Origin of the sequence: Streptomyces sp. CA-210063, from assembly GCF_024612015.1 — a bacterium.
Classification (GTDB): Bacteria; Actinomycetota; Actinomycetes; order Streptomycetales; family Streptomycetaceae; genus Streptomyces.
The window spans coordinates 7,195,417-7,219,301 of sequence record NZ_CP102512.1 but is presented as its reverse complement, the minus strand read 5'-3'; the positions used below and the strand labels follow the sequence as shown (position 1 = coordinate 7,219,301).

The window sequence follows — 23,885 nt, the reverse complement described above, 5'->3', positions numbered from 1 at the left end:
AAGGGAGCAACGATGACCGTCCCCGCCCCGCTGACCGGTGTCATCCCGCCCGTCTGCACGCCCCTGACACCGGACCGCGAGGTGGACGTCCCCTCACTCGTCCGTCTGGTCGACCATCTCGTGGCGGGCGGTGTGGACGCGCTGTTCGTGCTCGGTACGACGTCGGAGGCGGCGTATCTGACGGACGCGCAACGCCGCCTCGTGGTGGAGACGACGACGGCGCATGTCGCGGGCGCCGTGCCGGTCCTGGCCGGCGCGATCGACATGACGACCCCGAGGGTCCTGGACCACATCCGCTCCGTCACGGCGGCCGGCGCGGACGCGGTGGTGGCGACCGCCCCCTTCTACACCGGCACCCACCCGGCGGAGATCGCCCGCCACTACCGTCTGCTCACCGCCGAGTCCCCCGTCCCGGTCTACGCGTACGACCTCCCGGCCGGTGTGCACACGAAACTGCGGGCGGACCTGATCCTGGAACTGGCCGCCGAAGGCGCCATCGCCGGTCTGAAGGACTCCAGCGGCGACCTGGCCAACTTCCGCACCGTGATCACCGGCACCCGTTCCAGGCCCGACTTCACCCTCCTCACCGGCTCCGAACTCACCATCGACGCCGCCCTCGCCATGGGCGCCCACGGCTCCGTCCCCGGCCTCGCCAACATCGACCCCACCGGCTACGTCCACCTGGACCGCCTCTGCCGCGCCGGCGACTGGGACCGGGCACGGGCCGAACAGGAACGCCTGTGCGCCCTCTTCGGCATGATCGGCGTCGGCGACCCGTCCCGCATGGGCCCCAGCTCCTCCGCCCTCGGCGCCTTCAAGGCGGCCCTGCACCTGCGCGGCATCATCGACTGCGCGGCCACGGCCGAACCCCAGGTGCCGCTGTCGGAGGCGGAGGTCGAGCAGGTGGGCAAGTACCTGGCGGCGGCGGGCCTGTTGTAGGCGTCCTGGAGAGCTGTCAGACGTCCTGGAGACGTCAGCCCAGGACGGCGGAGAGCGGCAGGCGGCGGAACTCGATCGTCTCGTACGGGCCTGCCGTGCCCGTCTCGTAGAGGACGCCCACGCGTGAGCCGGCCAGCGGGACCAGGTCGGAGTAGGCGGCCGGGCGCTGGGAGAGGGTCGTGGACCTGGTGAAGGTGGTGCCCGCGTCGGTGCTGCGCCAGACGGACATCGACTGGCGGGCGGTGGGGACGGAGGGGCCGGAGAAGAGGAGCGGGCCGCCGGAGGGGAGCTGGAGGACCGCGCCCTGGACCACGGGGACGTCGGAGAGGGTGGGCTGGACGGTGTACGGGCGGTCGAGCGACTCGCCGCCGTCGCCGGAGTAGGAGTCGAGGCGGTTGCCGACGCTCGTGCCGTGCTGGTCCCGCGCGCTGAAGTACAGCCGCCCGTCCGGCAGTTCGGCCGCGCTGTTCTCGTTGGCGTTGTCGAGGCCGTCGTAGGAGTCGTCGACGAAGCCGAGCCGCCAGGTGGTGCCCCCGTCGTCGGAGTAGATCGCGTGGGCGCCGTAGTACCGGGGCTCCTGTCCCGTGTCCGCCGAGTCCGCGGGCGGGGCGGCCGAGTGGTTCGAGGGGACGACCAGGCGGCCCGCGTGCGGCCCCCGGGTGAGGGCGACCGCGTGGCCCGGGCCGGTCGCGTACCAGCGCCAGCCCGGGAGTTTCACGTCCGCCGTGATGTCCCTGGGGGCGCTGAAGCGGCGGCCGTCGTCCTTGCTCGTCTGCACGAAGACGCGACGGCTCTGCTCGGCGGTGACCTCGCCCCGCATGATCTGCTCCTCGGTCACCGTGCCGCTGTTGTACGAGGTGACCAGCACGATCCGGCCGGTCGTCGGGTCGACCACCGGCGCCGGGTTGCCCCGGGTGTCCCCCTTCCCGGCGGCCACCACCTTCAGCGGCCCCCAGGTGCAGCCGCCGTCGGCCGACCGTCTCAGGACGATGTCGATGTTGCCCGTGTCGCCCGCCCCGTTGCGCCTGCCCTCCGCGAAGGCCAGCACGGTGCCCGCGCGGGTCGTGATCGTGGCGGGGATGCGGTACGTGTCGTAGCCGCCCTGGCCGGAGACGTACGGCACGGAGGAGACGCAGCCGCGGGTGGGGAGGGTCGTGGCGGCGGCCGCCGGAACCGCCGCGACCGTGGTGATCGCGGCGGTGAGCAGTCCCGTGGCGGCGACCAGAGCGGTGGCCGTACGGCGGCTTCTGGCGGACAAGGCGGCTCCCCGGACGTGGGACGTTGGATGTCCGGTGAACCTAATGTGTCCCCTGAGGCCCCGCAACAGGGGCGCGCCGGATGAGTATTGACGTGACGTCAGATCGTGCCCGGGGTCACCAGCCCCGACTCGTACGCCACGATCACCAGTTGCGCCCGGTCCCGCGCGCCCAGCTTGCCCATGATGCGGCTGACATGGGTCTTCGCGGTCAGCGGGCTGAGGCCCAGCGTCTCGGCGATCTCGGTGTTGTTGAGGCCGCGCGCGACGAGGGCCAGGACCTCCCTCTCCCGGTCCGAAAGGCACTCGGGGCCGCCCTCGGGTGGCGAGGGCGGCGCGGTCGGGGCACGCAGCAACCGCGCGACCAGGCGTGCGGTCGGGCCCGGTGAGAGCAGGGCGTCACCGGCGGCCACCGTGCGGATGGCGTCGAGGAGTTCCGCCGGTCTCATGTCCTTCACCACGAAACCGGAGGCCCCGGCCCGCAGGGCCTCCATGACGTGCTCGTCGGTGTCGTACGTGGTGAGGACGAGGACCCTGACCCCGGCCAGGTCCTCGTCCGCCGCGATGAGCCGGGTCGCCTCGATGCCGTCGAGGTCGGGCATGCGCAGGTCCATGAGGACCAGGTCGGCCCGCGCGCTCCGCGCCAGCTCCACGGCTTCCCGGCCCGTACCCGCCTGCCCCACGACCTCCATGTCCCGCGCCGACTTCACGAGCATGGCGAAGGCGGCCCGGACGAGGGTCTGGTCGTCGGCGAGGAGTACGCGGATGACGCGGTCGGTCATCGGGCCACCCTCCGCTCCTGCTCGACGGCAGCGACGCCGGCAGCGACATCGGGATCGGCAGCGACTTCGGCGCCGTCAGCGACATCGGCACCGGCACCGGCACCGGCACCGCTCACATACCGCTCGCCGACCCCGCCCAGCGGCAGCACCGCCTCCACCTCGAAGCCGCCGGCCGCCCGCGGCCCCGCCTCCAGCGTGCCGCCGACGCTGCGGGCCCGCTCCCGCATACCGAGGATCCCGAAGCCGGGACCGCCTGAAGGCGTCCCCACCGCTTCCCCCACCCCCTCGTCCGTCACCCGCACCCGAAGCACCCCTCGCCCGCCCCGCAGCTCCACCCGTATCGCCACGTCCGCTCCCCCATGTCGTACCGCATTGGTCAGTGCCTCCTGCACGATCCGGTAGGCGGCCGCGCCCACCCCGGAGGGCACCCCGTCCGCCGTGACGGCGATGTCCACGCGTGCCCCCGCCCTTCGGGCCGCGTCGACGAGATCGGAGAGGCCGTCGAGGCCCGGCAGGGGGCCGCGGGCGCCGGCACCGGCGTACTCGGACTCGCGCAACACCTCCAGCGTGCCGCGCAGTTCACCGCGGGCGGTCCGGCAGGTCTCGGCGATGTCGTCGAGGGCCTCGGCGACGGCGGCGCGGTCGAGGCGGTCGGGGTCGGCGGCCAGGACGTGCGCGGCGACGGAGGTCTGCACGCCGATGAGCGTGATGCTGTGAGCGAGCAGATCGTGCAGGTCACGGGCGATGCGCAGCCGTTCCTCGGCGACCCGCCGCCGCGCCTCCTCCTCGCGGGTGCGTTCGGCGCGCTCGGCACGTTCGACGACAGAGGCGATGTACTGGCGGTGGACGCGGACGTATCCGCCGAAGACGAGGACGGCCACGATCCAGCCGGAGATCCGCAGGAACTCGACGAGTTGGCTGGGCGTGAAGGTCGCGTTCACCGCCAGGGTCGCGCCGACGACGGCGGCGCCGGTGAGCAGGGTGCGGCGGGCCGTACCGGTCACCGCGGCCGTGTACAGCGCGACCATGGCCGGCGGGACCGCGGCGGGGTGGTTGTAGTCGAGCCCGTGGTACAGCGCCACCAGGGCCACGAACACGCAGAGCACGAGCATCGGGCGCCGGCGCCGCCACACGAGGAGCACGTGGACGACGAGCAGGAGCGCCCAGCCGAGGGGGTCGAGTTCGCGGCCGTCGACGAGGAGCACGGCGACCACCACGTCCAGGACCATCAAGGCGGCCGCGAGATACGCGTCGTGGCGCAGGGCGTCGGCCCCCACGGCCGTGCGGAGGCGTTCGACGATCCCGGGCAGCACTGCCGCGCCCGTACTCGTCCCAGTACTCGTCCCCGTAGTGGTCCCCGTGCTCGTCCCCGTACTGGTTGCCGTCACGGCCTCATCCTCCGTCAGGAAGGTGCCCCTCCGGGAGAGGGGCACCCCAGTCGTACTCCTGGCGCTCAGCCAACTACCACGCGCTCCCGGTCCGTCGCCTCACCCGGCGGCGGCTCCACGGGCCCCGCCGGCTCCCGGGAGAGCCGTCCGGGCCACCACATCTTCCGCCGCAGCGCCACGCTCGCGCTGGTCACGAGGTACGTACGGACGAGGAAGGTGTCGAGGAGCACGCCGACCGCGATGACGAAGCCCAGCTGGACGAGTTGGACGAGCCCCATGTTCAGCAGCACGGCGAAGGTCGCGGCCAGGACGAGCCCGGCGGAGGCGATGACCCCTCCTGTCGTCCGCAGCGCGGTGAGCGCGGCGGCGGCCGGTTCGGCGCCGGCGAGGGACTCCTCGCGCATCCGGTGCATGAGGAAGATGCCGTAGTCGACCCCGAGGGCGACGAGGAAGACGAAGGACAGCAGCCCGAGCCCCGAATCGGTCCCCTCGAATCCGAACACCGGCCCGAAGACCAGCCCACCGATGCCGAGCGCGGCCGCCCACACCGCGACCACGGCGACGACGAGCAGCAGCGGCGCGACCAGGCTCCGCAGCAGCGCGACGAGGATGAGCAGGACGGACACGAGCACGATCGGTACGACGACGAGCCGGTCCCGGGCGTTGGTGTCCTTCAGGTCGAGCTGCTCGGCACTGGGCCCGCCGATGTAGGACTCCGGCAGCCGGTCCCGCAGCGACTTGATGGTGGTCGTCTCGGCGGCCGACTGCGGCGCGCTCTTCGCTACGACGGAGATCTCGGTCCAGCCGCCCCCACTGCGGCCCCGCTCGACCGCCGCGACTCCCTCATGCCCCTCGATCTCCGCGAGCGTGGCGTCGGCCCGCCCGGTCGGTGTGATCACCGAGATCGGCTGGGTGCTCTGCCCGGGATAGGCCTTGGCAAGGGTCTCCATGGCCGCGATCGACTCGGGCCTGTCGACGAAGGCGTCCTCCTGCTTGAGCGACCCGGGCAGGTTCAGCGTGCCGAGCGCGAGGGTGCCCAGCAGGACGGCCCCGCCCGCCAGCACGACCAGCGGCCGCCGCCCCGCGGACGACCCCATCGCCGAGAACAGGCTCCGCCGCTGCTTCGGCTCACTGCCGTACGCCGGCACGAGCGGCCAGAACACCCGCCGCCCCAGGAGGACGAGGATCGCCGGCAGCAGGGTGATCATGGCGAGGAGGGCGCACAGCACGCCGACCGTCCCGAGCGGTCCCATCCCCCGGCTGCTGTTCAGGTCGGCGGCCAGCAGACACAGCAACCCGGCGGCGACCGTCCCGGAGGAGGCGAGCACGGCGGGCCCGCAGCCCCGCAGAGCGGCCCTCATCGCCTCGTACGGCCGCTCGATCCGCCGCAGCTCCTCGCGGTAGCGGGAGACGACCAGCAGCGCGTAGTCCGTCCCCGCCCCGAAGACCAGGATCGTCATCATCGCCGAGCTCTGCCCCGACACGGTCGTCCCGAAGACCTGGTTCAGCCCGTACGCCACGCCCATCGACATGAAGTCCGCGACCCCGGCCACGAGGAGCGGCACCAGCCACAGCACGGGACTCCGGTAGATGATGATCAGCAGTACGGCGACGACCGCGACGGTGGTGTACAGCACCGGCCCGCCGAGCGACCCGTAGACCGCACCCACATCGGAGACGAGGGCCCCCGGCCCACCCACCTCGACCGTCAGCCCTCCCTCGCTGTGGGCGACTTCCCGCACCCGCTCGACGAACGCGTCCCGCAGCTCCTTGTCGGTTCCGGGCCCGTTGCTCGCGACCGGATACATGAGGGTGTCCCCGTCCTGCGACGGCACCCCCTCAGGCTCCGCGACCAGCCGGTCCCGCTCCCCGATCTCCGCGACCTGCGCGTCGGCGGCGGCCCGGTCGGCGGCGGTCAACCCGCCCTCCCGGTGATACACGAGCACCAGCTCGGTCGTGTCACCCCCGGGCAACCGGTCCTGGATTTTGGCCGCTTGAGTCGAGTCCGCGCTCGCCGGGAGATAGTCCACCTCCCGGTTGTTCTGCACCTCGGACAGCTGCGACGCGAACGGCCCGACCACCGCGAGCAACACCACCCACAACCCGAGCACCAGCCAGGGCACGGCTCGCCGCCGCGTACGTACGTTTGTCTCTCCGGGCCCCATGACGGGGTCCCCCCTCCTCGACGGGTGGTCTGGACGTTCACCAGACTCCCGGCGGAGGAGGGCCGATTCGTCGCGCCTGAGGGCGAGTTGAGCGGTACTGCCCGGGGCGGTACGGCGGCCGTACTACTCCCTGGGGAGTACGCGCGCCTCGGCGGAGGGAGCCCGGTCCGGCCGGTGGTCGAGGATGACCCGTGCGCCCTGCGGCCGCATGGTCATCCGCAGCAGCGGCTCGGGGGTGGTGCCCGGCTGTGGCCGTACCCGCCAGCGGCGGAGGATCACCGCGAGGGCCACCTGTGCCTCGGCGAGCCCGAACGCGTCGCCGATGCATCTGCGGGTGCCCGCGCCGAAGGGGATGAACGCCTCCCGGTGGCGGCGTTCGATGCGGTTCTCGATCCAGCGGTCGGGGTCGAACCGCTCGGGCTCGGCGAAGACGGCCGGGTCCCGGTGGAGGGCGTAGGGGCTGAAGAGCAGCCCCGCCCCGGCGGGGAGCGGGTGGCCGCCCAGTTCGGTGTCGACGAGGGTGACGCGGCTGAGCAGCCACACGGGCGGGTGCAGGCGCAGCGACTCGTTGATCACCCGCTTCATGAAGGTCAGCCGGGACAGGTCCTGGAGGGTGACGGGCCGGTCGCCGAGCACCTCGTCCAGCTCGGCCTCCACCCGCTCGTACGCCCGGGGGTGGACGCTCAGCAGGTGCAGGGTCCAGGACAGCAGCGACGCCATGGTCTCGGTGCCGCCGATGAAGAACGTGATGACCTGGTCGAACACCTCCTGCTCGGTGTGGGCGTCCGGGCAGTCGGGGGGCACGAGGGCCGACATCAGGTCGTGGTGGTCGGTGGGATCGCTCATCCGGCGCCGGACCATCGTGTCGACCGCCTCGCGGGTCTCGCGGGCCGCCCGCGCGTACCGCAGGTTCTCGGGGGTCGGCAGGCGGTTGCTGCCGGGCACCATCATGTGAGTCGCCAGGGCGGAGAGCATCAGCGGCACATTGCGCTGGACGGCCTCGACGGCCTGCCGGTCCTCGGGGGCGAGGAAGAGGGTCCGGGCGAGGACGGCGACCGCGAAGCGCTTCATCTCCGTGTACGGCTCGACGACCTGGCCGGGCCGCCACGCCGAGGACACCTCGAGCGCGCAGTCCTGGAACCGCTCGGTGTGGTGGGGCAGCCGCCGGCGGGCGAACACAGGCCGCAACGTGGCGCGCATCGGCCGGTGGGGTCCGGCCAGGGAGGTGGAGAGACCGTCCCCCACGAGCTGGGCGGCCTGGTCGAAGAAGGGGCCGCCCTTGTCGAACTCCACTCCGTTGCCCGCCACCAGCATCCGCTGGACGAGTTCGGGAGCGTTGACGACGTGCACCGGGGTGCGCCCCAGCCGGATCCGTACGACCGGCCCCAGGGCACGCAGCTCTTCGAGGAAGCCCAGCCGGTCGCGGGCCAGCCGGCCCGCGTGGCCGATGAGCGGGAGCGCTCCTGGAGCGGAGGGAGCCGTGTCGGTCTTCGTCACAAGGGACCTCACAGTGCCGTGGGGGGGGTGTCTCAGGCGACGATCCCCACCACCGCGTGGCCCATACGGCGCACACGACGGCGATCGAAGCACATGGGTGACTGCGAACCGCGCACGTATGCAACAAGTGCGTATGTATGAACGCCGGCTGCCGACGGTGACGTCGGTGACGGTTACGACGGTGGGTTACGACGGTGACGGTTACGACGGCGTCCGTGCCGTCGCCAGCAACCGCGTCACATCGTCCCCGCAGATCGTCAGCGCCGCCCCCACCGTGAAGAGGACGTCTCTCTCCGCGGGGGTGTACGGCCCGTCCGCCAGGGCGATCCGCGCGCCCTGGAGGAGGATCGCCTCGCGGCCGGTCGGGGCGAGGTGGGGGGCGAGGGGGTCCAGGGCCTCGTGGAGCTCTATGGCCAGGCCGGGTCCGCACGGCTCCCCGTAGACGCGGCCGGTGTCGGCGGCGAGGGCCTCGACCAGGGCGCCGAGCTGCTCCTCGGTGCAGTCGTCGAAGCCGGCGGAGCGTACGGCGGTCGCGGCGACCGACAGGGACGGGCGGGTGCAGGTGCCGTCCGTCGCCAGGACGGCGAGGGCGACCGTGTGGACGGCGTCGCGGAGCATCGCCGAGAAGCGGGTGGTGGTGGGGTGGTCGAGGACGTCCGTGGCGTAGTGGTGGCGGCAGGCCGCGCATTCCACCACCGGGCCGGTCTCGCCGCGGGGCAGGACGGGGACGCCGAGGAGGATGAAGCGGCGGCGGCCGGTGAGGCGCTGGTAGTTGCGGTCACCTCCGCAGCCCGGGCAGAAGAACTCGCCGTCACCGACACCGGTCCACGCGATCCGGGTGCCCATGACCCGCGAGAGCCCGGTGACACGGCCGGTGGTCCCGACGCGGGCGAGCGCGGCGGCACGGCCGATGGGGTCCCGTCCTGGCAGCACGTCGCACCTCCGTAACTCCCCCACACTGCCCCTTGGGCGCGGGAAGTGCCCCCTCGGCAACGTCGCCGCGCTTGCGTGATGTTAGCCACATTGTTGAGGCACAGTCAGTACTCCGGACGAGGCCTTCCCGGGACCCGCACAGGGTTTGGCCGGTAAACGACGGGCCCCGCCCACCGATATGCGGTGAACGGGGCCTTCAAACCGCCGGTCAGGCTGGTCAGCGCGCCGCGCGGTTGACGGCGGAGACGACCGCCTTCAGCGACGCGCGCGTCGTGTTCGCGTCGATACCGATGCCCCACATGACCTTGTCCTCGATGGCGACCTCGATGTAGGAGGCGGCCTGCGCGGAGGCACCCTCGCTCATCGTGTGCTCGGAGTAGTCCAGCAGGCGGGCGTCGACGCCGATGCCCTGCAGGGCGTTGAAGAACGCGGAGATCGGGCCGTTGCCGGTGCCGACCAGGGTCCGCTGCTCGCCGTCGACCTCGGCCTCGACGGTCAGCGTGTCCACGCCGTCCTTGTCGGTCGTCGTCTGGCCGCTCAGGACCTGGACGCGGCCCCACGGGTTCTGGGGGTTCGGCAGGTACTCGTCCTGGAAGACCGCCCAGATGTCGCCGCCGGTGACCTCGCCGCCCTCGGCGTCCGTCTTCGCCTGGATGATCTTCGAGAACTCGATCTGCATCCGGCGCGGCAGGTCCAGCTTGTGGTCGTTCTTCAGGACGTACGCGATACCGCCCTTGCCGGACTGCGAGTTGACCCGGATGACCGCCTCGTAGGAGCGGCCGACGTCCTTCGGGTCGATCGGCAGGTACGGAACGGCCCACTCGATGTCGTCGACCGTCTTGCCCTGCTCCTTGGCGGACGCCTCCATGGCGTCGAAGCCCTTCTTGATGGCGTCCTGGTGGGAGCCGGAGAAGGACGTGTAGACCAGGTCGCCCACGTACGGGTGGCGCGGGTGGACCTCCATCTGGTTGCAGTACTCCCACGTACGACGGATCTCGTCGATGTCGGAGAAGTCGATCTGCGGGTCGACGCCCTGGGAGAACAGGTTCATGCCCAGGGTGACCAGGTCGACGTTGCCGGTGCGCTCGCCCTGCCCGAACAGACAGCCCTCGACGCGGTCGGCGCCGGCCATCAGCGCCAGCTCGGCGGCGGCGACGGCCGTACCGCGGTCGTTGTGCGGGTGGACGGAGACGCAGACGTACTCGCGGCGGGAGAGGTTGCGGCTCATCCACTCGAACCGGTCCGCGTGCGTCGACGGCGTCGAACGCTCAACGGTGGCGGGCAGGTTGAGGATGATCTCGCGGCCCGGACCCGGCTGGTAGACGTCCATCACCGCCTCGCAGACCTCCAGCGCGAAGTCCAGCTCGGTGTCGGTGAAGATCTCCGGGCTGTACTGGTACCCGAACTCGGTCTCCGGGCCCAGCAGCTTCTCCGCGTACTCCATCACCAGGCGGGTGCCGTCGACGGCGATCTGCTTGATGTCGTCCTTGGAGCCGCGGAAGACCACACGGCGGAAGACCGGGGCGGTGGCGTTGTACAGGTGGACGGTGGCGCGCTTGGCGCCCTTCAGCGACTCGACCGTCCGCTCGATCAGGTCCTCACGGGCCTGGGTCAGTACGGAGATGGTGACGTCGTCGGGGATGACCCCCGGCTCCTCGATGATCGACCGTACGAAGTCGAAGTCCGTCTGTCCCGACGCCGGGAAGCCGACCTCGATCTCCTTGTAGCCCATCTTGACCAGCTGGTCGAACATCCGGCGCTTGCGCTCGGGCGACATCGGGTCGATCAGGGACTGGTTGCCGTCGCGCAGGTCGGTGGAGAGCCAGCGGGGGGCGACGGTGATCCGGTTGTTCGGCCAGGTGCGGTCGGGGATGTCGACCTGCTCGTACTGCCCGTACTTGTGGATCGGCATGGAACTGGGCTGCTGGCGGTTCGCCATGATTGCGTGGGCTCCTCGATGGTCCGGAAAGGACGGCCGACGACGCAACACCAAAGCACCGCGGGGAGGGGGTCGGCCTCGATTACAGGCCCTCGCCGCGGCAGCTAAGGAGAAGCAGCCCGAAACGCATGATGCGACGCAGCCTAGCTGAGTCCCGTTCCGTACGGGGGGCCGTATCAGTATGCGGGACCGGGGTGCCAAGCGGCACAAAAGGTGCGCAATGCCACATCGGGTGCGAGAAGCGCGCCCTGGAGGGGCGCGGGGAACTGCGCGAGAAGCCCCACCCACGGAAAGCCCGCACTCAACCCTCAGTAACACGGCGACAACGAAACGCAACCCATACAGCCACATTTCACCAATCAAGGTCGCCCCTAGTGACACGCCCCTAACGGAGTGCGATCGTGCGAGCCATGACCACCAACGGGGGCCACGAGCCCGTCTTCTGCACCGTCGTCCCACCCCATGTCCTCGACAAGCTCTCCCAGGCCGAGGACCCGGCGCTCGCGAACGCCGCGCGCAAGACCCTGGAGCGCGACGCCTTCGAGCGCACCCACCGCCGCCTGACCACGGTCATCGGCGCCCCCACCGTCGCCGCACCCGCGGGCGCCGAAGCCGGCACACCGCACCGCACGATCTACGACGCCCGCCACGGCACGGACCTGCCCGGCCGGAAGGTGCGCGGCGAGGGAGACGAGCCCGGCAAGGACGCCACGGTCAACCGCGCGTACGCGGGCCTCGGCGCGACCTTCGAGCTGTTCCTCAAGGCGTACGCGCGCGACTCGATCGACGGCAGCGGGCTGCCGCTGGACGCGACCGTGCACTACGAGCGCGACTACAACAACGCCTTCTGGAACGGCGAGCAGATGGTGTTCGGCGACGGGGACGGGGAGATCTTCCTCGACTTCACCATCCCGATCGACGTCATCGGCCACGAGCTGAGCCACGGCGTCACCCAGTACACGGCGAACCTGACGTACTTCGGACAGCCGGGCGCGCTCAACGAGTCGATGTCGGATGTCTTCGGCGCCCTCATCAAGCAGTACACGCTGGGCCAGACCGCCGCCGAGGCCGACTGGCTGATCGGCGCGGGCCTGCTCGCCCCGCGTGTCACGGGCACCGCCCTGCGCTCGATGAAGGCCCCGGGCACGGCGTACGACGACGACGTCCTCGGCAAGGACCCGCAGCCGGCGACCATGGACGACTTCGTCCGCACGGGCCGCGACAACGGCGGCGTCCACATCAACTCCGGTATCCCCAACCACGCGTTCTACCTCGCGGCCACGGCCCTCGGCGGCCACGCCTGGGAGCGGGCCGGCCAGATCTGGTACGACGTCCTCACCGGCGGCGAGCTGAAGCAGCAGGCGCTGTTCGTCGACTTCGCCACGCTCACGGTGAAGGCGGCCAAGGACCGCTATGGCCAGGGCGACGAGCTGACCGCCGTACTGAAGGCCTGGGAGCAGGTGGGCGTGCGGACGCTGTAGTTCCGTACTAGACAGGACCCATGCGTATTCAAGTGCGGCGCACGGGCGGTTTCGCGGGCATCGAGCGGCACGCGGCGGTGGACACCGCCGGGCGGCCCGACGCCCCCGACTGGCACACCCTGGCCGAGCGGGCCCTCGCCGCCGGCCGGGGCACCCCGCCCCTCGGCGTACCGGACGGCTTCGCGTACGAGATCACGGTGGATGGGAGGACTGTGTACTGCGCGGATCCCCGCCTGTCGGACGAGCAGCGGGAGCTGATCAGGAGGGTGCTGAAGGAGGGGGCGTGAGCGGGCCCCACAGCACGTAACGGGCCTTTCACCCTCGGGCGTTGACTTCCTTTACTCCTGGTACGGATGATCCGCCCATGGCGACGAACCTGATACCCCAGTTCCCGGCCGGCTTCCTGTGGGGCGTCTCGACCTCCGCGCATCAGATCGAGGGTGCGGTGGGTGGGCGCGAGCCGTCCGTGTGGGATGCCTTCTCGGCCGGGGCGGGCCACATCAAGGACGGCTCGACGGCGGCGGTGGCCTGCGACCACGTCCACCGCTACCCCGAGGACGTGGCCCTGCTGCGCGACCTGGGCGTGGGCGCGTACCGCTTCTCGATCTCCTGGCCCCGGGTGAACTCCCCCGGCGGACTCGACTTCTACGACCGTCTGGTGGACGAGCTGATCGGGGCGGGCGTCCGGCCGGTGCCGACCCTCTTCCACTGGGATCTGCCGTCGTCGCTGGAGGAGGCGGGGGGCTGGCTGAACCGGGACACCGCCGAGCGTTTCGCCGAGTACGCCGCTGTCGTCGCCGCACGTCTGGGTGACCGGGTCACCAAGTGGATCACCATCAACGAGCCCGCCGAACACACCCTGTTGGGCCACGCCCTCGGCACCCACGCCCCCGGCAAGCAGCTGATGTTCGACGCGCTCCCGGCCGCCCACCACCAGCTGTTGGGCCACGGCCTGGCCGTACGGGCCCTGCGCGCGGCCGGAGTCACGGACATCGGCATCGCCAACTCGCACGGCCCCACGTGGGCCGCGTCGCAGGAGCAGGCGGACGTGGAGGCGGCCGGCTTCTACGACCTTCTCCTGAACCGGCTGTTCGCGGAGCCGGTCCTGCTGGGTGAATACCCGGAGGGCATCGGCGAGTTGATGCCGGGCACGGACATCGAGTCCGACCTGAAGGTCATCTCCGAGCCCCTCGACTGGTACGGCATCAACTACTACGCGCCGACCCGCGTGGGCGCCCCCGAGGGCGCGGACATCGAGTTCGGCGGCGTCACCATCCCCGCCGAACTCCCCTTCACCGTCAAGGAGATCGAGGGCGTCCCCACGACCGACTTCGGCTGGCCCGTCGTCCCCGAGGGCCTCACCGAGCTCCTGACCGGCTTCCACGAGCGCTACGGCGACCGGCTGCCCCCCGTGGTCATCACCGAGAACGGCTGCTCGTACGAGGGTGTCGACGACCAGGAGCGCATCGCCTACCTGGACGGCCACATCCGGGCGCTGCACCGGGCCTCGGAGGCGGGCGTCGACGTACGCGGCTACTTCGTCTGGTCCCTCCTCGACAACTTCGAGTGGGCGGAGGGGTACGCGCGGAGGTTCGGCCTGGTCCACGTGGACTTCGAGACGCTGGAGAGGACTCCGAAGGCGTCGTACGCGTGGTACCGGGAGTTGCTGCGAGCACAGAGCGAGGGGTGACCGAAACCGCCGGATGGTGTGTGGTTGCTCGCGCAGTTCCCCGCGCCCCTTTGGGGCCGCAGGCCCCAAAGGGGCGCGGGGAACTGCGCGAGCAACCACACCGGACCCGCAGATGGGGGTCGAAGGGGCGCAGCCCCTGGGGATGGGACGGGTAGGGGCGGCGGGGGCGAACCCCATGTCACAGATCACGGACGCTCGGCAGAATCACAGCAACCACACAGGCAACGCACCCTCCCCGCCGGCCCTCTTCAGTGCTGACCACCCTCACCACTGAAGGGACACCCCGTGCCCCCGCATGCGTCCAGCCCCTCCCGAACCCGCCCCACCCGCCGGGCGATAACCGTGCTCGCCCTCTCCGGCACCCTGCTCGCGACCCCCTCCCTCGCCACCCCCACGGCGTTCGCGGCCGGCCCGCCCCCCACCGATCTGCGCGTGGACACGAACCGGGACGGGCGGGTCGACGTCACCGGGACCACCGACACGGCCGGTGAGAACGGCTGGACCGTCGCCCGGGGCGCGCTGATGCTGCCCAACATCGACGACGACAGCAGCCGTTGCCCGACCACCGGCCCGAAGGGCAAGCGCCTCACCGACGCCCAGCTGGCCGCCTGCCACGACGCCTCCGACTCCAAGGTGAACGGCACGGCCGACGCCGCCGACCTGGCCCGTGTGCGGTCGGTGCCGAGGAACGTGCCGGCCGGGGCGCAGGGCAGCGTGAAGGTCACGGCGGGTGCCAAGCAGACCCGGGTGTTCGTCAAGCGGGGCAAGAAGTGGGAGCTCGTCACGGCCAGGACCCGGCTGTCGCGGGCCGAGTTGCGTACGGGCGTGGAGTTCGGTGTCGAGGCCCGGGACGTGATCCGGGACACCGCCAAGTGGGACGGGCTCGCCCGCGTCCGGCTGACCGTGAAGTCCTCCAAGGGCACCTCCGCCGACTCGGTCACGCTGCGCGTCGCCCCGCTCCTGACCCACCATCACCTGCAGAACGCCCAGCAGTTGCTGGTCACCAAGATCTCCGGCAACGACGACTACGCGAAGCTCAACCGCACCTTCCGCGAGGGCCTGGACAAGGAGGCGCGGGCCGCGGGTATCACCGCGCCCACGGTCAACTTCACCAAGTACCAGGACGTCTGGGCGCAGGACTTCGTCGAGCCCGCGTACGTCAGCATGACCGGCGCGGACGGCCGCCGGCAGACCATGCGGGTGATGCTGCGCTCCGCCCAGTTGGACCGGGAGGCGGGCCGGGAGCTGTTCGAGAAGATGCGCGGCCGGAACATCGGCGTCGTGCAGGTGACGGGTGCCCGCGACTCGGAGGAGTGGACGCTCAACTCCATGGGCAACCTGGAGACCATTCCGCCGTACGCGCAGGGCAAGCGTTCGTTCCCGGCGGGCCGCATCATCATGGGGCACCGCCCGGACACCGGCTCCAAGCCGGCGAAGGTGATGCGGACGTTCCTGAAGTCCCAGGGCCTCCAGGACCCCCTGTTCCTCGACACCTCCTGGCTGCACGTCGGCCACGTCGACGAGTTCGTGCAGTTCCTGCCCGCCGACACCCCGCGGGGCTGGAAGATCGCGATCGCCGACCCCGAGGCCGGTCTGAAGCTGCTGCGCGACGCGAAGAGCGCCGGGCACGGCTCGACGAAGGTGTTCTCCCTGCCGAAGGACACGCCGAACTCCATGCCCGAGGAGACCATCTCCAAGGCCCTCGCCTCGAAGAACCTCGTCTCCGACAACAACCTCGCCACCCGCCGGATCGAGGCCAACCTCGCGATCCTCAAGCGCGAGACGGGTGTCACGGACGCCGAGGTCATCCGCGTGCCGGCGCTGTTCACCCAGGGCACGGAGATGGTGGGCGATGCCCAGCGAGGCGGCGCCGAGACCCGCCGTCTGCCCCGGCTGACCCGCCTCGGCGCGGGCGTCGAACTGCCGGAGGCGGCACGGGAGTACGGCCAGCAGCGGAACCTCGACCGGGCGACGGCCGGCGACGGTTCGGCGACCAGCGACGGGTTCGCGTCCGGCAGCCCCGCCGCCCCCGCCCCCTCCGTCATGACCAGCGCCTACATCCCCGGCGCCGTCAACGGCATCCTCCTCAGCCGCACCCGGTACCTCGCCCCGCGCCAGTGGGGCCCGGTCATCGCGGGCAAGGACATCTTCACCGAGGCGGTGACGGCCGCGTACACGTCCGCCGGCATGAAGGTGTCGTACATCGACGACTGGTCGACGTACCACCTCGGCATGGGCGAGATCCACTGCGGGACGAACACCCTGAGGAACGCGTCGGCCGCCTGGTGGACGCGCTAGCCACCACCGAGCGGTACGACCCTCGCCGCCGCCCCGGGATGCCGGGGCGGCGGCGCTGTCATGCCGGACCGCGGTTCCGCAGATCCTCCAGCCGCACCAGGGCGTCGCGGGCCTCCACCCGTTCCTCGGCGGTGAGCCGGACCGCCGCGGCGCGGGTGAGTACGGACGTCGCCGTCTCCTCGTCGCCGAGCCGGGCGGCGACATCGGCCCGCAGCACGAGCAGTTGCAGCAGCCGCAGGCCCGTGGGCTTCTCGTCCTCCAGCCCCAGCGCCCGGTCGACGACCCTCGCCGCGCCCGCCGGATCGTTCTTCGAGTCCGCCAGCAGGGACGCGAGATGCAGGGCCCGCGCGAAGGTCTCCGTGGGGGTGGGCCGGTGGCTCTGGTCCTCGCTCGTCGGCTGCCCGACCCGGACGCAGTTGCCGCCCGGATCGGTCATCAGGAACTGCCGCATGCCGTACGACATGTCCTTCAGCGGTCCGAGACGCGGCAGCCCCCGCGTCGGTATCCGCCCGTAGGTCTCCTTGAGGCCGGCCCGGAAAGCCGCGTACAGCCCGTCGACGTCGTCGGTGCGCACGTAACAGGTGCTGAAGGACTGGGTCGGCTCGTACCTCTTCAGACCGAAGAACTGCAGTTCGATGCCGCCGCGCACCACCACGGCGTACGGATTGGGGCTGCGCTGCTGGAAGGCGACCTCGAAGCCGAGGGCCACATAGAAGTCGAGGAGCGGCTGGAGGGTCTGACACGGAAGGATCGGAATCGTCTTCTCGCCCATACCCCGACCCTAGTCAAACTTGACCAGAGGGCGCGACCCATTAAATAGCCCCACCGCACTGATCCCTGAATGACCCCTCAGAACCCCAGCTTCCGCAACTGCCGTGGGTCCCGCTGCCAGTCCTTCGCCACCTTGACGTGCAGGTCGAGGAAGACCGGCGTCCCCAGCAGCGCCTCGATCTGCTTACGGGACTTGATGCCGACCTCCTTCAGGCGCTTGCCCTTGGGGCCGATGATGATGCCCTTCTGGCTGGGGCGCTCGATGTAGACGAAGGCGTGGATGTCGAGGAGGGGCTTGTCGGCGGGGCGGTCCTCGCGGGGGAGCATCTCCTCGACGACGACGGCGATGGAGTGCGGGAGCTCGTCGCGGACGCCCTCCAGCGCGGCCTCGCGGATCAGCTCGGCGATCATGACCTGCTCGGGCTCGTCGGTGAGGTCGCCCTCGGGGTAGAGCGCCGGGCCCTCCGGGAGCAGGGGGACGAGCAGGTCGGCCAGCAGGTCCACCTGCTTGTCGGCGACCGCCGAGACCGGCACGATCTCGGCCCACTCGAAGCCCAGCTCCTTGCCGAGCTGGTCGATGGCGATGAGCTGCTCGGCGAGCGTCTTGCTGTCCACGAGGTCCGTCTTCGTGACGATCGCGATCTTCGGCGTCTTCTTGATGGACGCCAGTTCCTTCGCGATGAAACGGTCACCGGGGCCGAGCTTCTCGTTCGCCGGCAGACAGAAGCCGATCACGTCGACCTCGGCCCAGGTCGTGCGGACGATGTCGTTCAGCCGCTCGCCGAGCAGCGTGCGCGGCTTGTGGAGGCCCGGGGTGTCGACCAGGATCAGCTGGGCGTCCGGCCGGTGCACGATGCCGCGCACCGTGTGCCGCGTCGTCTGCGGCTGGTTCGCGGTGATCGCCACCTTCTGGCCGACCAGAGCGTTCGTGAGGGTGGACTTGCCCGCGTTGGGGCGGCCCACGAAGCAGGCGAAGCCGGCGCGGTGGGCGGCCTCGGCCGGCTGCTCGGATGACTGGGTACGAACGCTCATGGCGCCCATTGTCCCTGATCGCCAGAGCCCCGCCGCACAGAAGGCCGAACAGCGACCCGGCCGGGCCGCCCGGCCGCGCCACGGACGGGGAACACCAGTGCACCGTTCTCGGCCTTACGGCGCACGCCGAGACCGCATACGATCACGGCGTCCCGGGCCACGGTGCCCCGGTCACCTCGTCCGTCCCCTCCACGCAGAAGGCCAAGGCCCAGGCATGAAGCTCATCACCGCGATCATCAAGCCGTACCGCCTCGACCCGGTCAAGACCGCCCTGCAGGAGATGGGCGTACACGGTCTGACCGTGACCGAGGCCAGCGGCTACGGCCGGCAGCGCGGCCACACCGAGGTGTACCGCGGCGCCGAGTACCAGGTCGACCTCGTCCCCAAGGTCCGGATCGAGATCGTCGTCGAGGACGCCGACTCCGACGCCGTCATCGAGACCATCGTCAAGGCCGCCCAGACCGGGAAGATCGGCGACGGCAAGGTGTGGGCGCTGCCGGTGGAGGCGGTCGTACGGGTGCGGACGGGCGAGCGGGGTCCCGACGCGCTGTGAGACAGCGGAGCTGAGAGATGAGGGGTGATGCCGCCGGGTGGGCGGCACCACCCCTCACTCATGGGCGGTCGGCTCAGTCGAAGACGAACGGCCCCGGCGACTGTGCCTCGCCGGCGGTGCACGTCACGGTGAAGCCCAGGATCACCATCTGCAGCGAGCCGCCGAACGCCTCCAGGCTGTCGCCGGGGGCGACGGTGCCGGTGAGGGGGCCGACGGTGACGCCGTCACCCATCGCCAGCGCCGGGTTCTCGGTGCCGGTGAAGGCGGTCGTGCCGCCGCTCGCCTTCACGAGGGTGAGCGTGGACTGGATCGAGTCCTCACCGAGGGCGATCGGGGCGGTGATCTCCTCGGAGGAGACGGTGATCGTGGCGGTGGTGCCGGTCTGCGTGGCCGTGAGCGTGGCCACGCCGGAACCGCCGATCGTGCAGGTGGCGTTGATCGTCGCGGTGTCCGGGGTGACAGCCACGGCGGTCGGGGCGAGCGCGAGGCCGGTGACGGCCAGCGTCCCTGCCACGAGCGCCGCGCCGGCTCCGAGTCGTATGCGTCTCATCGAGCGAAGTCCCTTCCCTGGTACGGGATGTGTCCGGGGCCTGGGGAAGCCTCGTACAGCCCGGTACGGGCGTTGCCATGTGGGGGCGGAGCAGTGCGCGGCCGCGCGGCGGAATCTGACGGTCCGCCAAGAGAACGGCTCCATTGAGACGCGAGCGGCCCAAGATTGCAAGAGATGTTCTGGTGGATGCACCAAGGGTCGACGAAAGTGGCCGAAGCCGACCGCCGACGACGTCGGGCAACTCGTCAGCAGGGTCCGGCTGTTGGGGTGTTCTGTCCCGCGCCGTGCGGGTTGTCGGCCGCCGGGGTCGGGTGTCCACTCGTCCGCGCGTGATTTTCGCGCAGCTCGAAGGGCTGTTACCGGCCGTAACACTACGGCGCGGGCGACTCCTGACAGCGTGGGCCGAAGATCACTAACCTGGAGGGGTGCTCTCCTATGACGAGTTGACGGATCCGGAGCGTGGGCTGTGGGACGCGTTTCCGGAGGGGCGGCGGGTCGATCTACGGACGGGGACGCCGGAGGATGACCGGGTCGCCGGGGGCGGGGAGTGGGGGCCGGAGCGGACGGTGCGGGCGGCGGTGATCGCGGCGCTGCTGCTCGGCTCCAACGTCGCCCAGCGGCCCGGCGGGGTCGGCTCGCTCTCTCTCGCCGGGGCGCGGATCTCCGGCCCCCTCGACCTGGCCGGCGCCCGGATCGAGCATCCCCTGTGGCTGGAGGAGTGCTGGTTCGAGCAGGAGGTGAACCTCTACGGGGCGGAGACGCGGACGGTCGCGATCATGGGCAGCCGGGTGCCCAGGCTGGAGGCCGGGGCGAGCCGGATCGGGGGACGTCTCGATCTGCACGGCACCCAGGTGGAAGCGAGGCCGCCCTCTTCCCCCTTCCACCGTGCGAGCACCGCCCTGTCGCTCGTCAACGCCCATGTGGCCGGCGGCATCATGCTGAACAAGGCCCGGCTGCTCGCCCCCGACGGATGGGCGATGGCCGCCGGTGGCCTGGTTGTCGAGGGAGGCCTCTTCTGCCGGCGCGGATTCGTCGCCGTCGGTGAGATCCGGCTGCTGGGCGCCCAGTTGCCCGGCGGACTGTTCCTGCAAGGGGCCCGTCTGGAACGGCCGGGCCCGCACGGCGTGACCCTCGCCCTGGACAACGCCGTCGCCCAGACGGTCGACTGCTCCGACGGATTCGTCTCCCACGGCACGGTCCGTCTGCGCGGCACCCAGATCACGGACAATCTGACCTTCGAGGGCGCCGTCCTGGAGGGAGCCCCCGACGGCGCCGGAGGCACCGGCCCGGCCCTGGTCGCCATGCTCATGCAGGCCGCCGACTTCGACCTCACCCTCGCCCAAACCCCGTCCGGCACCATCGACCTGCGGGGCGCGCAGGTGTCGTACCTGCACGAGAACGAGCACAGCTGGCCGGAGAGGGTGGAGCTGGACGGCTTCGTCTACGGTTCCATCAAGACCGCAGGGACGAACGGCGAGCGCCGAGAGGCCGTGGGCGACCGGGAGTCCGTGGCCCGCCGGGTGGCGTGGATACGGAGCAGCCCCGGATACAGCCCGCAGCCCTACGAACAGCTCGCGAGCTGGTACCGCAAGGCCGGCCACGACGACGACGCCCGCCGCGTCCTCCTCGCCAAGCAACGCCACCGGCGCCGCACGCTCTCCCCGGCAGCCCGCATCTGGGGCCACCTCCTCGACGTCACCGTCGGCTACGGCTACCGCCCCTGGCTTGCCGGGGTCTGGCTCCTCGCCCTCACCCTGCTGGGCACGACGGCGTTCGCCAGCGGCTCCCCCACCGCGGTGAAGCGGGGCGAGGGCGCCCCCTTCCAGCCGTTCGTCTACACCCTCGACCTGCTCATCCCCATCGGCGGCCTGGGCCAACGCACCGCCTGGTACTGGACGGACGACACCCTCCAGTGGCTGGCCTACACCCTGATCGCCCTCGGCTGGATCCTGACGACAGCCGTCATCGCGGGGGTGACCCGCACGCTGCAGAAGAACTGACCCCGCCGGGGTGACCCGCACGCTGCAGAAGAACTGACCCCGCCGGGGTTCAGCCCGCCGTCACCGTCACCCGCACCGCCCCGTCCGGCCCGGCCACCAGCACCGGCGTCTCCGGGCCACCGAGGTCCCGTACGGCGGCCCGGTCCTCGTCGGAGACGGTCTCGGAGCCGGTCACCACGGCCGCCGCCTCCAGGGACTTCGCGCCGGACGCCACCGCCATGGCGACAGCCGTGCGCAGTGCGCTCAGCTTCAGGGACTCCAGGGCCACGGTCCCGGCCACATACGTACGGCCCGTCTCGTCGCGTACGGCCGCTCCCTCGGGCACACCGTTGCGGGCCCGCGCGGAACGGGCCAGGGTGACGATCTTGCGGTCCTCGGGGTCGAGCGCGCTGCTGTCGGTCATGCCCCGAGCATACGGAGCCGGGGGCGGCCCACCACGCCACGGGGGTGCGTCACGCCCGGTCGAGACGGAGCCGCTCCGCGCGCGGCAGACCGGCCACCACCAGGTCGTACGAGTCCTCGATCAGCTCCTTGACGAGACTGTCGGGGAGATCGCCGTCCACCCTCACCGTGTTCCAGTGGCGCTTGTTCATGTGGTAGCCGGGGGTGATGAGGCCGGGGTGCTCGGTGCGCAGCCGGATCGCGTCCTCGGGGTCGCACTTGAGGTTGACCTTCAGGGGGCGCTCTTCCGTCCAGCTCAGGGCGAACATCTTGCCCAGGACCTTGAAGACGGAGATCTCGGGGCGGAAGGGGAAGTCCTCGACGGCCTCGTTGAAGGACAGACAGAAAGCGCGCAACTCGTGTGGTGTCACTCCGGCTTCGTCTCCTCCTCCGCCGGCTCGGCGGGGCCGATCGGCTCCACCAGAACCGTGACGATCTTGTTCCGGCGACCGGCGGCGGCCTCCGCCGTGAGCCTCAGTTCGCGCTCGTCCGGGAGGGCCACGACCGAGGAGGCGCCGGCGATGGGGACGCGGCCCAGGGCCTTGGCCAGCAGCCCACCCACGGTCTCCACGTCCTCGTCGTCGTAGGCGTCCAGGCCGTACAGCTCGCCGAGGTCGGTGATGTCGAGGCGGGCGGTGACGCGGTAACGGTCGTCGCCCAACTCCTCCACCGGCGGCAGCTCACGGTCGTACTCGTCGGTGATCTCGCCGACGATCTCCTCCAGGATGTCCTCGATGGTGACGATGCCGGCGGTGCCGCCGTACTCGTCGATCACGACGGCGACGTGGTTGCGCTCCTGCTGCATCTCGCGGAGCAGGTCACCCGCGTTCTTGGTGTCGGGGACGAAGACCGCGGGGCGCATGGCCGTGGACACCAGTTCGCTCTCGGCGTCCCGGCTGATGTGCGTCTTGCGGGCCAGGTCCTTCAGGTAGACGATCCCGACGATGTCGTCCTCGTTCTCGCCGGTGACCGGGATGCGCGAGAAGCCGGACCGCAGGGCGAGGGTCAGGGCCTGGCGGATCGTCTTGTAGCGCTCGATGGCGACGAGGTCCGTGCGCGGGACCATCACCTCGCGGACGAGGGTGTCGCCCAGTTCGAAGATCGAGTGCACCATGCGGCGCTCCTCGGCCTCGATCAGGGACTCCTTCTCGGCGAGGTCGACCAGCGCGCGCAGCTCGGCCTCGGAGGCGAAGGGGCCGCGACGGAAGCCCTTGCCGGGCGTCAGCGCGTTACCGATGAGGATCAGGAGGGACGGGATGGGGCCCATGATCCGGGCCAGGGGCAGCAGGATGTACGCCGCCGCCGTGGCCGTGTTCAGGGGGTGCTGGCGGCCGATGGTGCGCGGGGAGACGCCGACGGCCACGTAGCTGACGAGGACCATGACGCCGATGGCGATGGTCAGGGCCTCCCAGGTCGCGTCGAACTCCTGCAGACAGGCGTAGGTGACGAGCGCGGCGGCGGCCATCTCGCAGACCACGCGCATCAGCAGCGCGACGTTCAGATAGCGGGTCGGGTCGGCCGCGATCTGGGCGAGCCCCGCGCTGCCGCGCCGCCCGGACCGTACGGCCTCCTCGGCGCGGAAGCTGGAGACACGCGCGAGGCCCGCCTCCGCGCAGGCGGCGAGCCACGCGACGACGACCAGGGCGACGGCACCACTGATGAGGGTCGCGCTCATGACACGGTCGGTGCCGGGGAGGGGCCGGTGTGGCCCTTCTCCGCGCGCCAGCCGTCCACGATGGCGGCCTGGAGGCCGAACATCTCGGCCTTCTCGTCCGGCTCCTCGTGGTCGTAGCCGAGCAGGTGCAGCACTCCGTGGACGGTGAGGAGCTGGAGCTCCTCGTCCATGGAGTGCTGCGTGTCCGCTTCCTTGCCCTGCTTCTCGGCGACCTCGGGGCAGAGCACGATGTCCCCGAGCAGTCCCTGCGGTGGCTCGGCGTCGTCCTTCGACGGCGGACGCAGCTCGTCCATCGGGAAGGACATGACATCGGTCGGACCGGGCAGGTCCATCCACTGGATGTGCAGCTGCTCCATGGCGTCGGCGTCCACGACGATCACCGAGAGCTCGGAGAGGGGGTGGATGCGCATCCGTGTCAGCGCGTAGCGGGCAATGTCGAGGATCGCCTGCTCGTCGACCTCGGTTCCGGACTCGTTGTTGACGTCGATCGACATGG

At 71.1% G+C, this 23,885-nt stretch carries 21 protein-coding genes; 7 read left to right on the top strand and 14 right to left on the bottom strand.

The window, feature by feature from the left end:
- Positions 1-12 precede the first annotated feature (12 nt).
- On the top strand, positions 13-939 hold the full coding sequence (locus tag JIX56_RS31560) for a dihydrodipicolinate synthase family protein (RefSeq protein ID WP_257545538.1): 927 nt from the start codon (positions 13-15) through the stop codon (positions 937-939).
- Between the two features lie 34 nt (positions 940-973).
- Here JIX56_RS31560 and JIX56_RS31555 read toward each other — a convergent pair whose 3' ends face one another.
- The 7 genes from JIX56_RS31555 to leuA form a co-directional block, all read right to left on the bottom strand.
- Positions 974-2,197: a sialidase family protein gene (locus tag JIX56_RS31555; protein ID WP_257545536.1), complete on the bottom strand. Its 1,224-nt coding sequence runs from the start codon at positions 2,195-2,197 to the stop codon at positions 974-976.
- A 98-nt stretch (positions 2,198-2,295) separates the two neighbouring features.
- A complete protein-coding gene (locus JIX56_RS31550; RefSeq protein WP_257545534.1) occupies positions 2,296-2,976 on the bottom strand; it encodes a response regulator in 681 nt (226 codons plus the stop codon).
- Positions 2,973-4,364: a sensor histidine kinase gene (locus tag JIX56_RS31545; protein ID WP_443031919.1), complete on the bottom strand. Its 1,392-nt coding sequence runs from the start codon at positions 4,362-4,364 to the stop codon at positions 2,973-2,975. The genes JIX56_RS31550 and JIX56_RS31545 overlap by 4 nt, the downstream gene beginning before the upstream one ends.
- A gap of 65 nt (positions 4,365-4,429) precedes the next feature.
- A complete protein-coding gene (locus tag JIX56_RS31540) occupies positions 4,430-6,529 on the bottom strand; it encodes an MMPL family transporter (protein WP_257545532.1) in 2,100 nt (699 codons plus the stop codon).
- Positions 6,530-6,652: 123 nt separating this feature from the next.
- Positions 6,653-8,026, bottom strand: a complete 1,374-nt coding sequence (locus JIX56_RS31535) for a cytochrome P450 (RefSeq protein WP_257545530.1) — start codon at positions 8,024-8,026, stop codon at positions 6,653-6,655.
- 201 nt (positions 8,027-8,227) lie between these two features.
- The gene (locus JIX56_RS31530; RefSeq protein ID WP_443031918.1) at positions 8,228-8,959 is read right to left on the bottom strand and encodes a TerB family tellurite resistance protein; all 732 of its coding nucleotides are present in this window, start codon (positions 8,957-8,959) and stop codon (positions 8,228-8,230) included.
- Positions 8,960-9,176: 217 nt separating this feature from the next.
- A complete protein-coding gene (gene leuA / locus JIX56_RS31525; RefSeq protein ID WP_257545528.1) occupies positions 9,177-10,898 on the bottom strand; it encodes a 2-isopropylmalate synthase in 1,722 nt (573 codons plus the stop codon).
- 410 nt (positions 10,899-11,308) lie between these two features.
- Here leuA and JIX56_RS31520 point away from each other — a divergent pair, with 410 nt between their 5' ends.
- The 4 genes from JIX56_RS31520 (at position 11,309) to JIX56_RS31505 (ending at position 16,367) form a co-directional block, all read left to right on the top strand.
- Positions 11,309-12,379, top strand: coding sequence for a M4 family metallopeptidase (locus tag JIX56_RS31520; protein ID WP_257545527.1), 1,071 nt, complete (start codon positions 11,309-11,311; stop codon positions 12,377-12,379).
- 20 nt (positions 12,380-12,399) lie between these two features.
- Positions 12,400-12,666: a protealysin inhibitor emfourin gene (locus tag JIX56_RS31515; protein WP_257545525.1), complete on the top strand. Its 267-nt coding sequence runs from the start codon at positions 12,400-12,402 to the stop codon at positions 12,664-12,666.
- Positions 12,667-12,743: 77 nt separating this feature from the next.
- Complete coding sequence (locus tag JIX56_RS31510) at positions 12,744-14,069, top strand: GH1 family beta-glucosidase (RefSeq protein ID WP_257545523.1); 1,326 nt, start codon at positions 12,744-12,746, stop codon at positions 14,067-14,069.
- Positions 14,070-14,411: 342 nt separating this feature from the next.
- Positions 14,412-16,367, top strand: a complete 1,956-nt coding sequence (locus JIX56_RS31505) for a protein-arginine deiminase domain-containing protein (protein WP_257551233.1) — start codon at positions 14,412-14,414, stop codon at positions 16,365-16,367.
- 58 nt (positions 16,368-16,425) lie between these two features.
- Here JIX56_RS31505 and JIX56_RS31500 read toward each other — a convergent pair whose 3' ends face one another.
- Positions 16,426-17,139: a bleomycin resistance protein gene (locus JIX56_RS31500; protein ID WP_257545521.1), complete on the bottom strand. Its 714-nt coding sequence runs from the start codon at positions 17,137-17,139 to the stop codon at positions 16,426-16,428.
- Positions 17,140-17,216: 77 nt separating this feature from the next.
- The gene (gene era, locus JIX56_RS31495; protein WP_257545519.1) at positions 17,217-18,179 is read right to left on the bottom strand and encodes a GTPase Era; all 963 of its coding nucleotides are present in this window, start codon (positions 18,177-18,179) and stop codon (positions 17,217-17,219) included.
- 205 nt (positions 18,180-18,384) lie between these two features.
- Between era and JIX56_RS31485 the strand changes: the two genes are divergently transcribed.
- Positions 18,385-18,723, top strand: coding sequence for a P-II family nitrogen regulator (locus JIX56_RS31485; RefSeq protein WP_257545517.1), 339 nt, complete (start codon positions 18,385-18,387; stop codon positions 18,721-18,723).
- Positions 18,724-18,796: 73 nt separating this feature from the next.
- Here JIX56_RS31485 and JIX56_RS31480 read toward each other — a convergent pair whose 3' ends face one another.
- Complete coding sequence (locus JIX56_RS31480; RefSeq protein ID WP_257545515.1) at positions 18,797-19,273, bottom strand: hypothetical protein; 477 nt, start codon at positions 19,271-19,273, stop codon at positions 18,797-18,799.
- A 425-nt stretch (positions 19,274-19,698) separates the two neighbouring features.
- Between JIX56_RS31480 and JIX56_RS31475 the strand changes: the two genes are divergently transcribed.
- On the top strand, positions 19,699-21,273 hold the full coding sequence (locus JIX56_RS31475; protein ID WP_257545513.1) for an oxidoreductase: 1,575 nt from the start codon (positions 19,699-19,701) through the stop codon (positions 21,271-21,273).
- A gap of 49 nt (positions 21,274-21,322) precedes the next feature.
- On the opposite strand, the gene JIX56_RS31470 is transcribed toward JIX56_RS31475, so the two are convergent.
- The 4 genes from JIX56_RS31470 to ybeY are packed head-to-tail and all read right to left on the bottom strand — an operon-like array spanning position 21,323 to position 23,883.
- Positions 21,323-21,676: a cytidine deaminase gene (locus JIX56_RS31470; RefSeq protein WP_257545511.1), complete on the bottom strand. Its 354-nt coding sequence runs from the start codon at positions 21,674-21,676 to the stop codon at positions 21,323-21,325.
- 49 nt (positions 21,677-21,725) lie between these two features.
- Positions 21,726-22,085 (bottom strand): MmcQ/YjbR family DNA-binding protein, encoded by a 360-nt coding sequence (locus JIX56_RS31465; RefSeq protein ID WP_257545509.1) that lies wholly within the window; start codon positions 22,083-22,085, stop codon positions 21,726-21,728.
- The gene (locus tag JIX56_RS31460) at positions 22,082-23,389 is read right to left on the bottom strand and encodes a hemolysin family protein (protein ID WP_257545507.1); all 1,308 of its coding nucleotides are present in this window, start codon (positions 23,387-23,389) and stop codon (positions 22,082-22,084) included. The genes JIX56_RS31465 and JIX56_RS31460 overlap by 4 nt, the downstream gene beginning before the upstream one ends.
- Positions 23,386-23,883 carry an rRNA maturation RNase YbeY gene (gene ybeY / locus JIX56_RS31455; RefSeq protein WP_257545505.1) on the bottom strand — a complete coding sequence of 166 codons (498 nt, stop codon included), beginning with the start codon at positions 23,881-23,883 and terminating at the stop codon, positions 23,386-23,388. Before ybeY ends, JIX56_RS31460 begins: the two co-directional genes overlap by 4 nt.
- Positions 23,884-23,885 lie beyond the last annotated feature (2 nt).

Bases quoted from the DNA above. Each gene is read 5' to 3' on its own strand.
- JIX56_RS31560 (WP_257545538.1), top strand. From the start codon at position 13: ATGACCGTCCCCGCCCCGCTGACCGGTGTCATCCCGCCCGTCTGCACG.
- JIX56_RS31550 (WP_257545534.1), bottom strand. From the start codon at position 2,976: ATGACCGACCGCGTCATCCGCGTACTCCTCGCCGACGACCAGACCCTC.
- JIX56_RS31540 (WP_257545532.1), bottom strand. From the start codon at position 6,529: ATGGGGCCCGGAGAGACAAACGTACGTACGCGGCGGCGAGCCGTGCCC.
- leuA (WP_257545528.1), bottom strand. From the start codon at position 10,898: ATGGCGAACCGCCAGCAGCCCAGTTCCATGCCGATCCACAAGTACGGG.
- JIX56_RS31520 (WP_257545527.1), top strand. From the start codon at position 11,309: ATGACCACCAACGGGGGCCACGAGCCCGTCTTCTGCACCGTCGTCCCA.
- JIX56_RS31515 (WP_257545525.1), top strand. From the start codon at position 12,400: ATGCGTATTCAAGTGCGGCGCACGGGCGGTTTCGCGGGCATCGAGCGG.
- JIX56_RS31510 (WP_257545523.1), top strand. From the start codon at position 12,744: ATGGCGACGAACCTGATACCCCAGTTCCCGGCCGGCTTCCTGTGGGGC.
- JIX56_RS31500 (WP_257545521.1), bottom strand. From the start codon at position 17,139: ATGGGCGAGAAGACGATTCCGATCCTTCCGTGTCAGACCCTCCAGCCG.
- era (WP_257545519.1), bottom strand. From the start codon at position 18,179: ATGGGCGCCATGAGCGTTCGTACCCAGTCATCCGAGCAGCCGGCCGAG.
- JIX56_RS31485 (WP_257545517.1), top strand. From the start codon at position 18,385: ATGAAGCTCATCACCGCGATCATCAAGCCGTACCGCCTCGACCCGGTC.
- JIX56_RS31480 (WP_257545515.1), bottom strand. From the start codon at position 19,273: ATGAGACGCATACGACTCGGAGCCGGCGCGGCGCTCGTGGCAGGGACG.
- JIX56_RS31470 (WP_257545511.1), bottom strand. From the start codon at position 21,676: ATGACCGACAGCAGCGCGCTCGACCCCGAGGACCGCAAGATCGTCACC.
- JIX56_RS31460 (WP_257545507.1), bottom strand. From the start codon at position 23,389: ATGAGCGCGACCCTCATCAGTGGTGCCGTCGCCCTGGTCGTCGTCGCG.
- ybeY (WP_257545505.1), bottom strand. From the start codon at position 23,883: ATGTCGATCGACGTCAACAACGAGTCCGGAACCGAGGTCGACGAGCAG.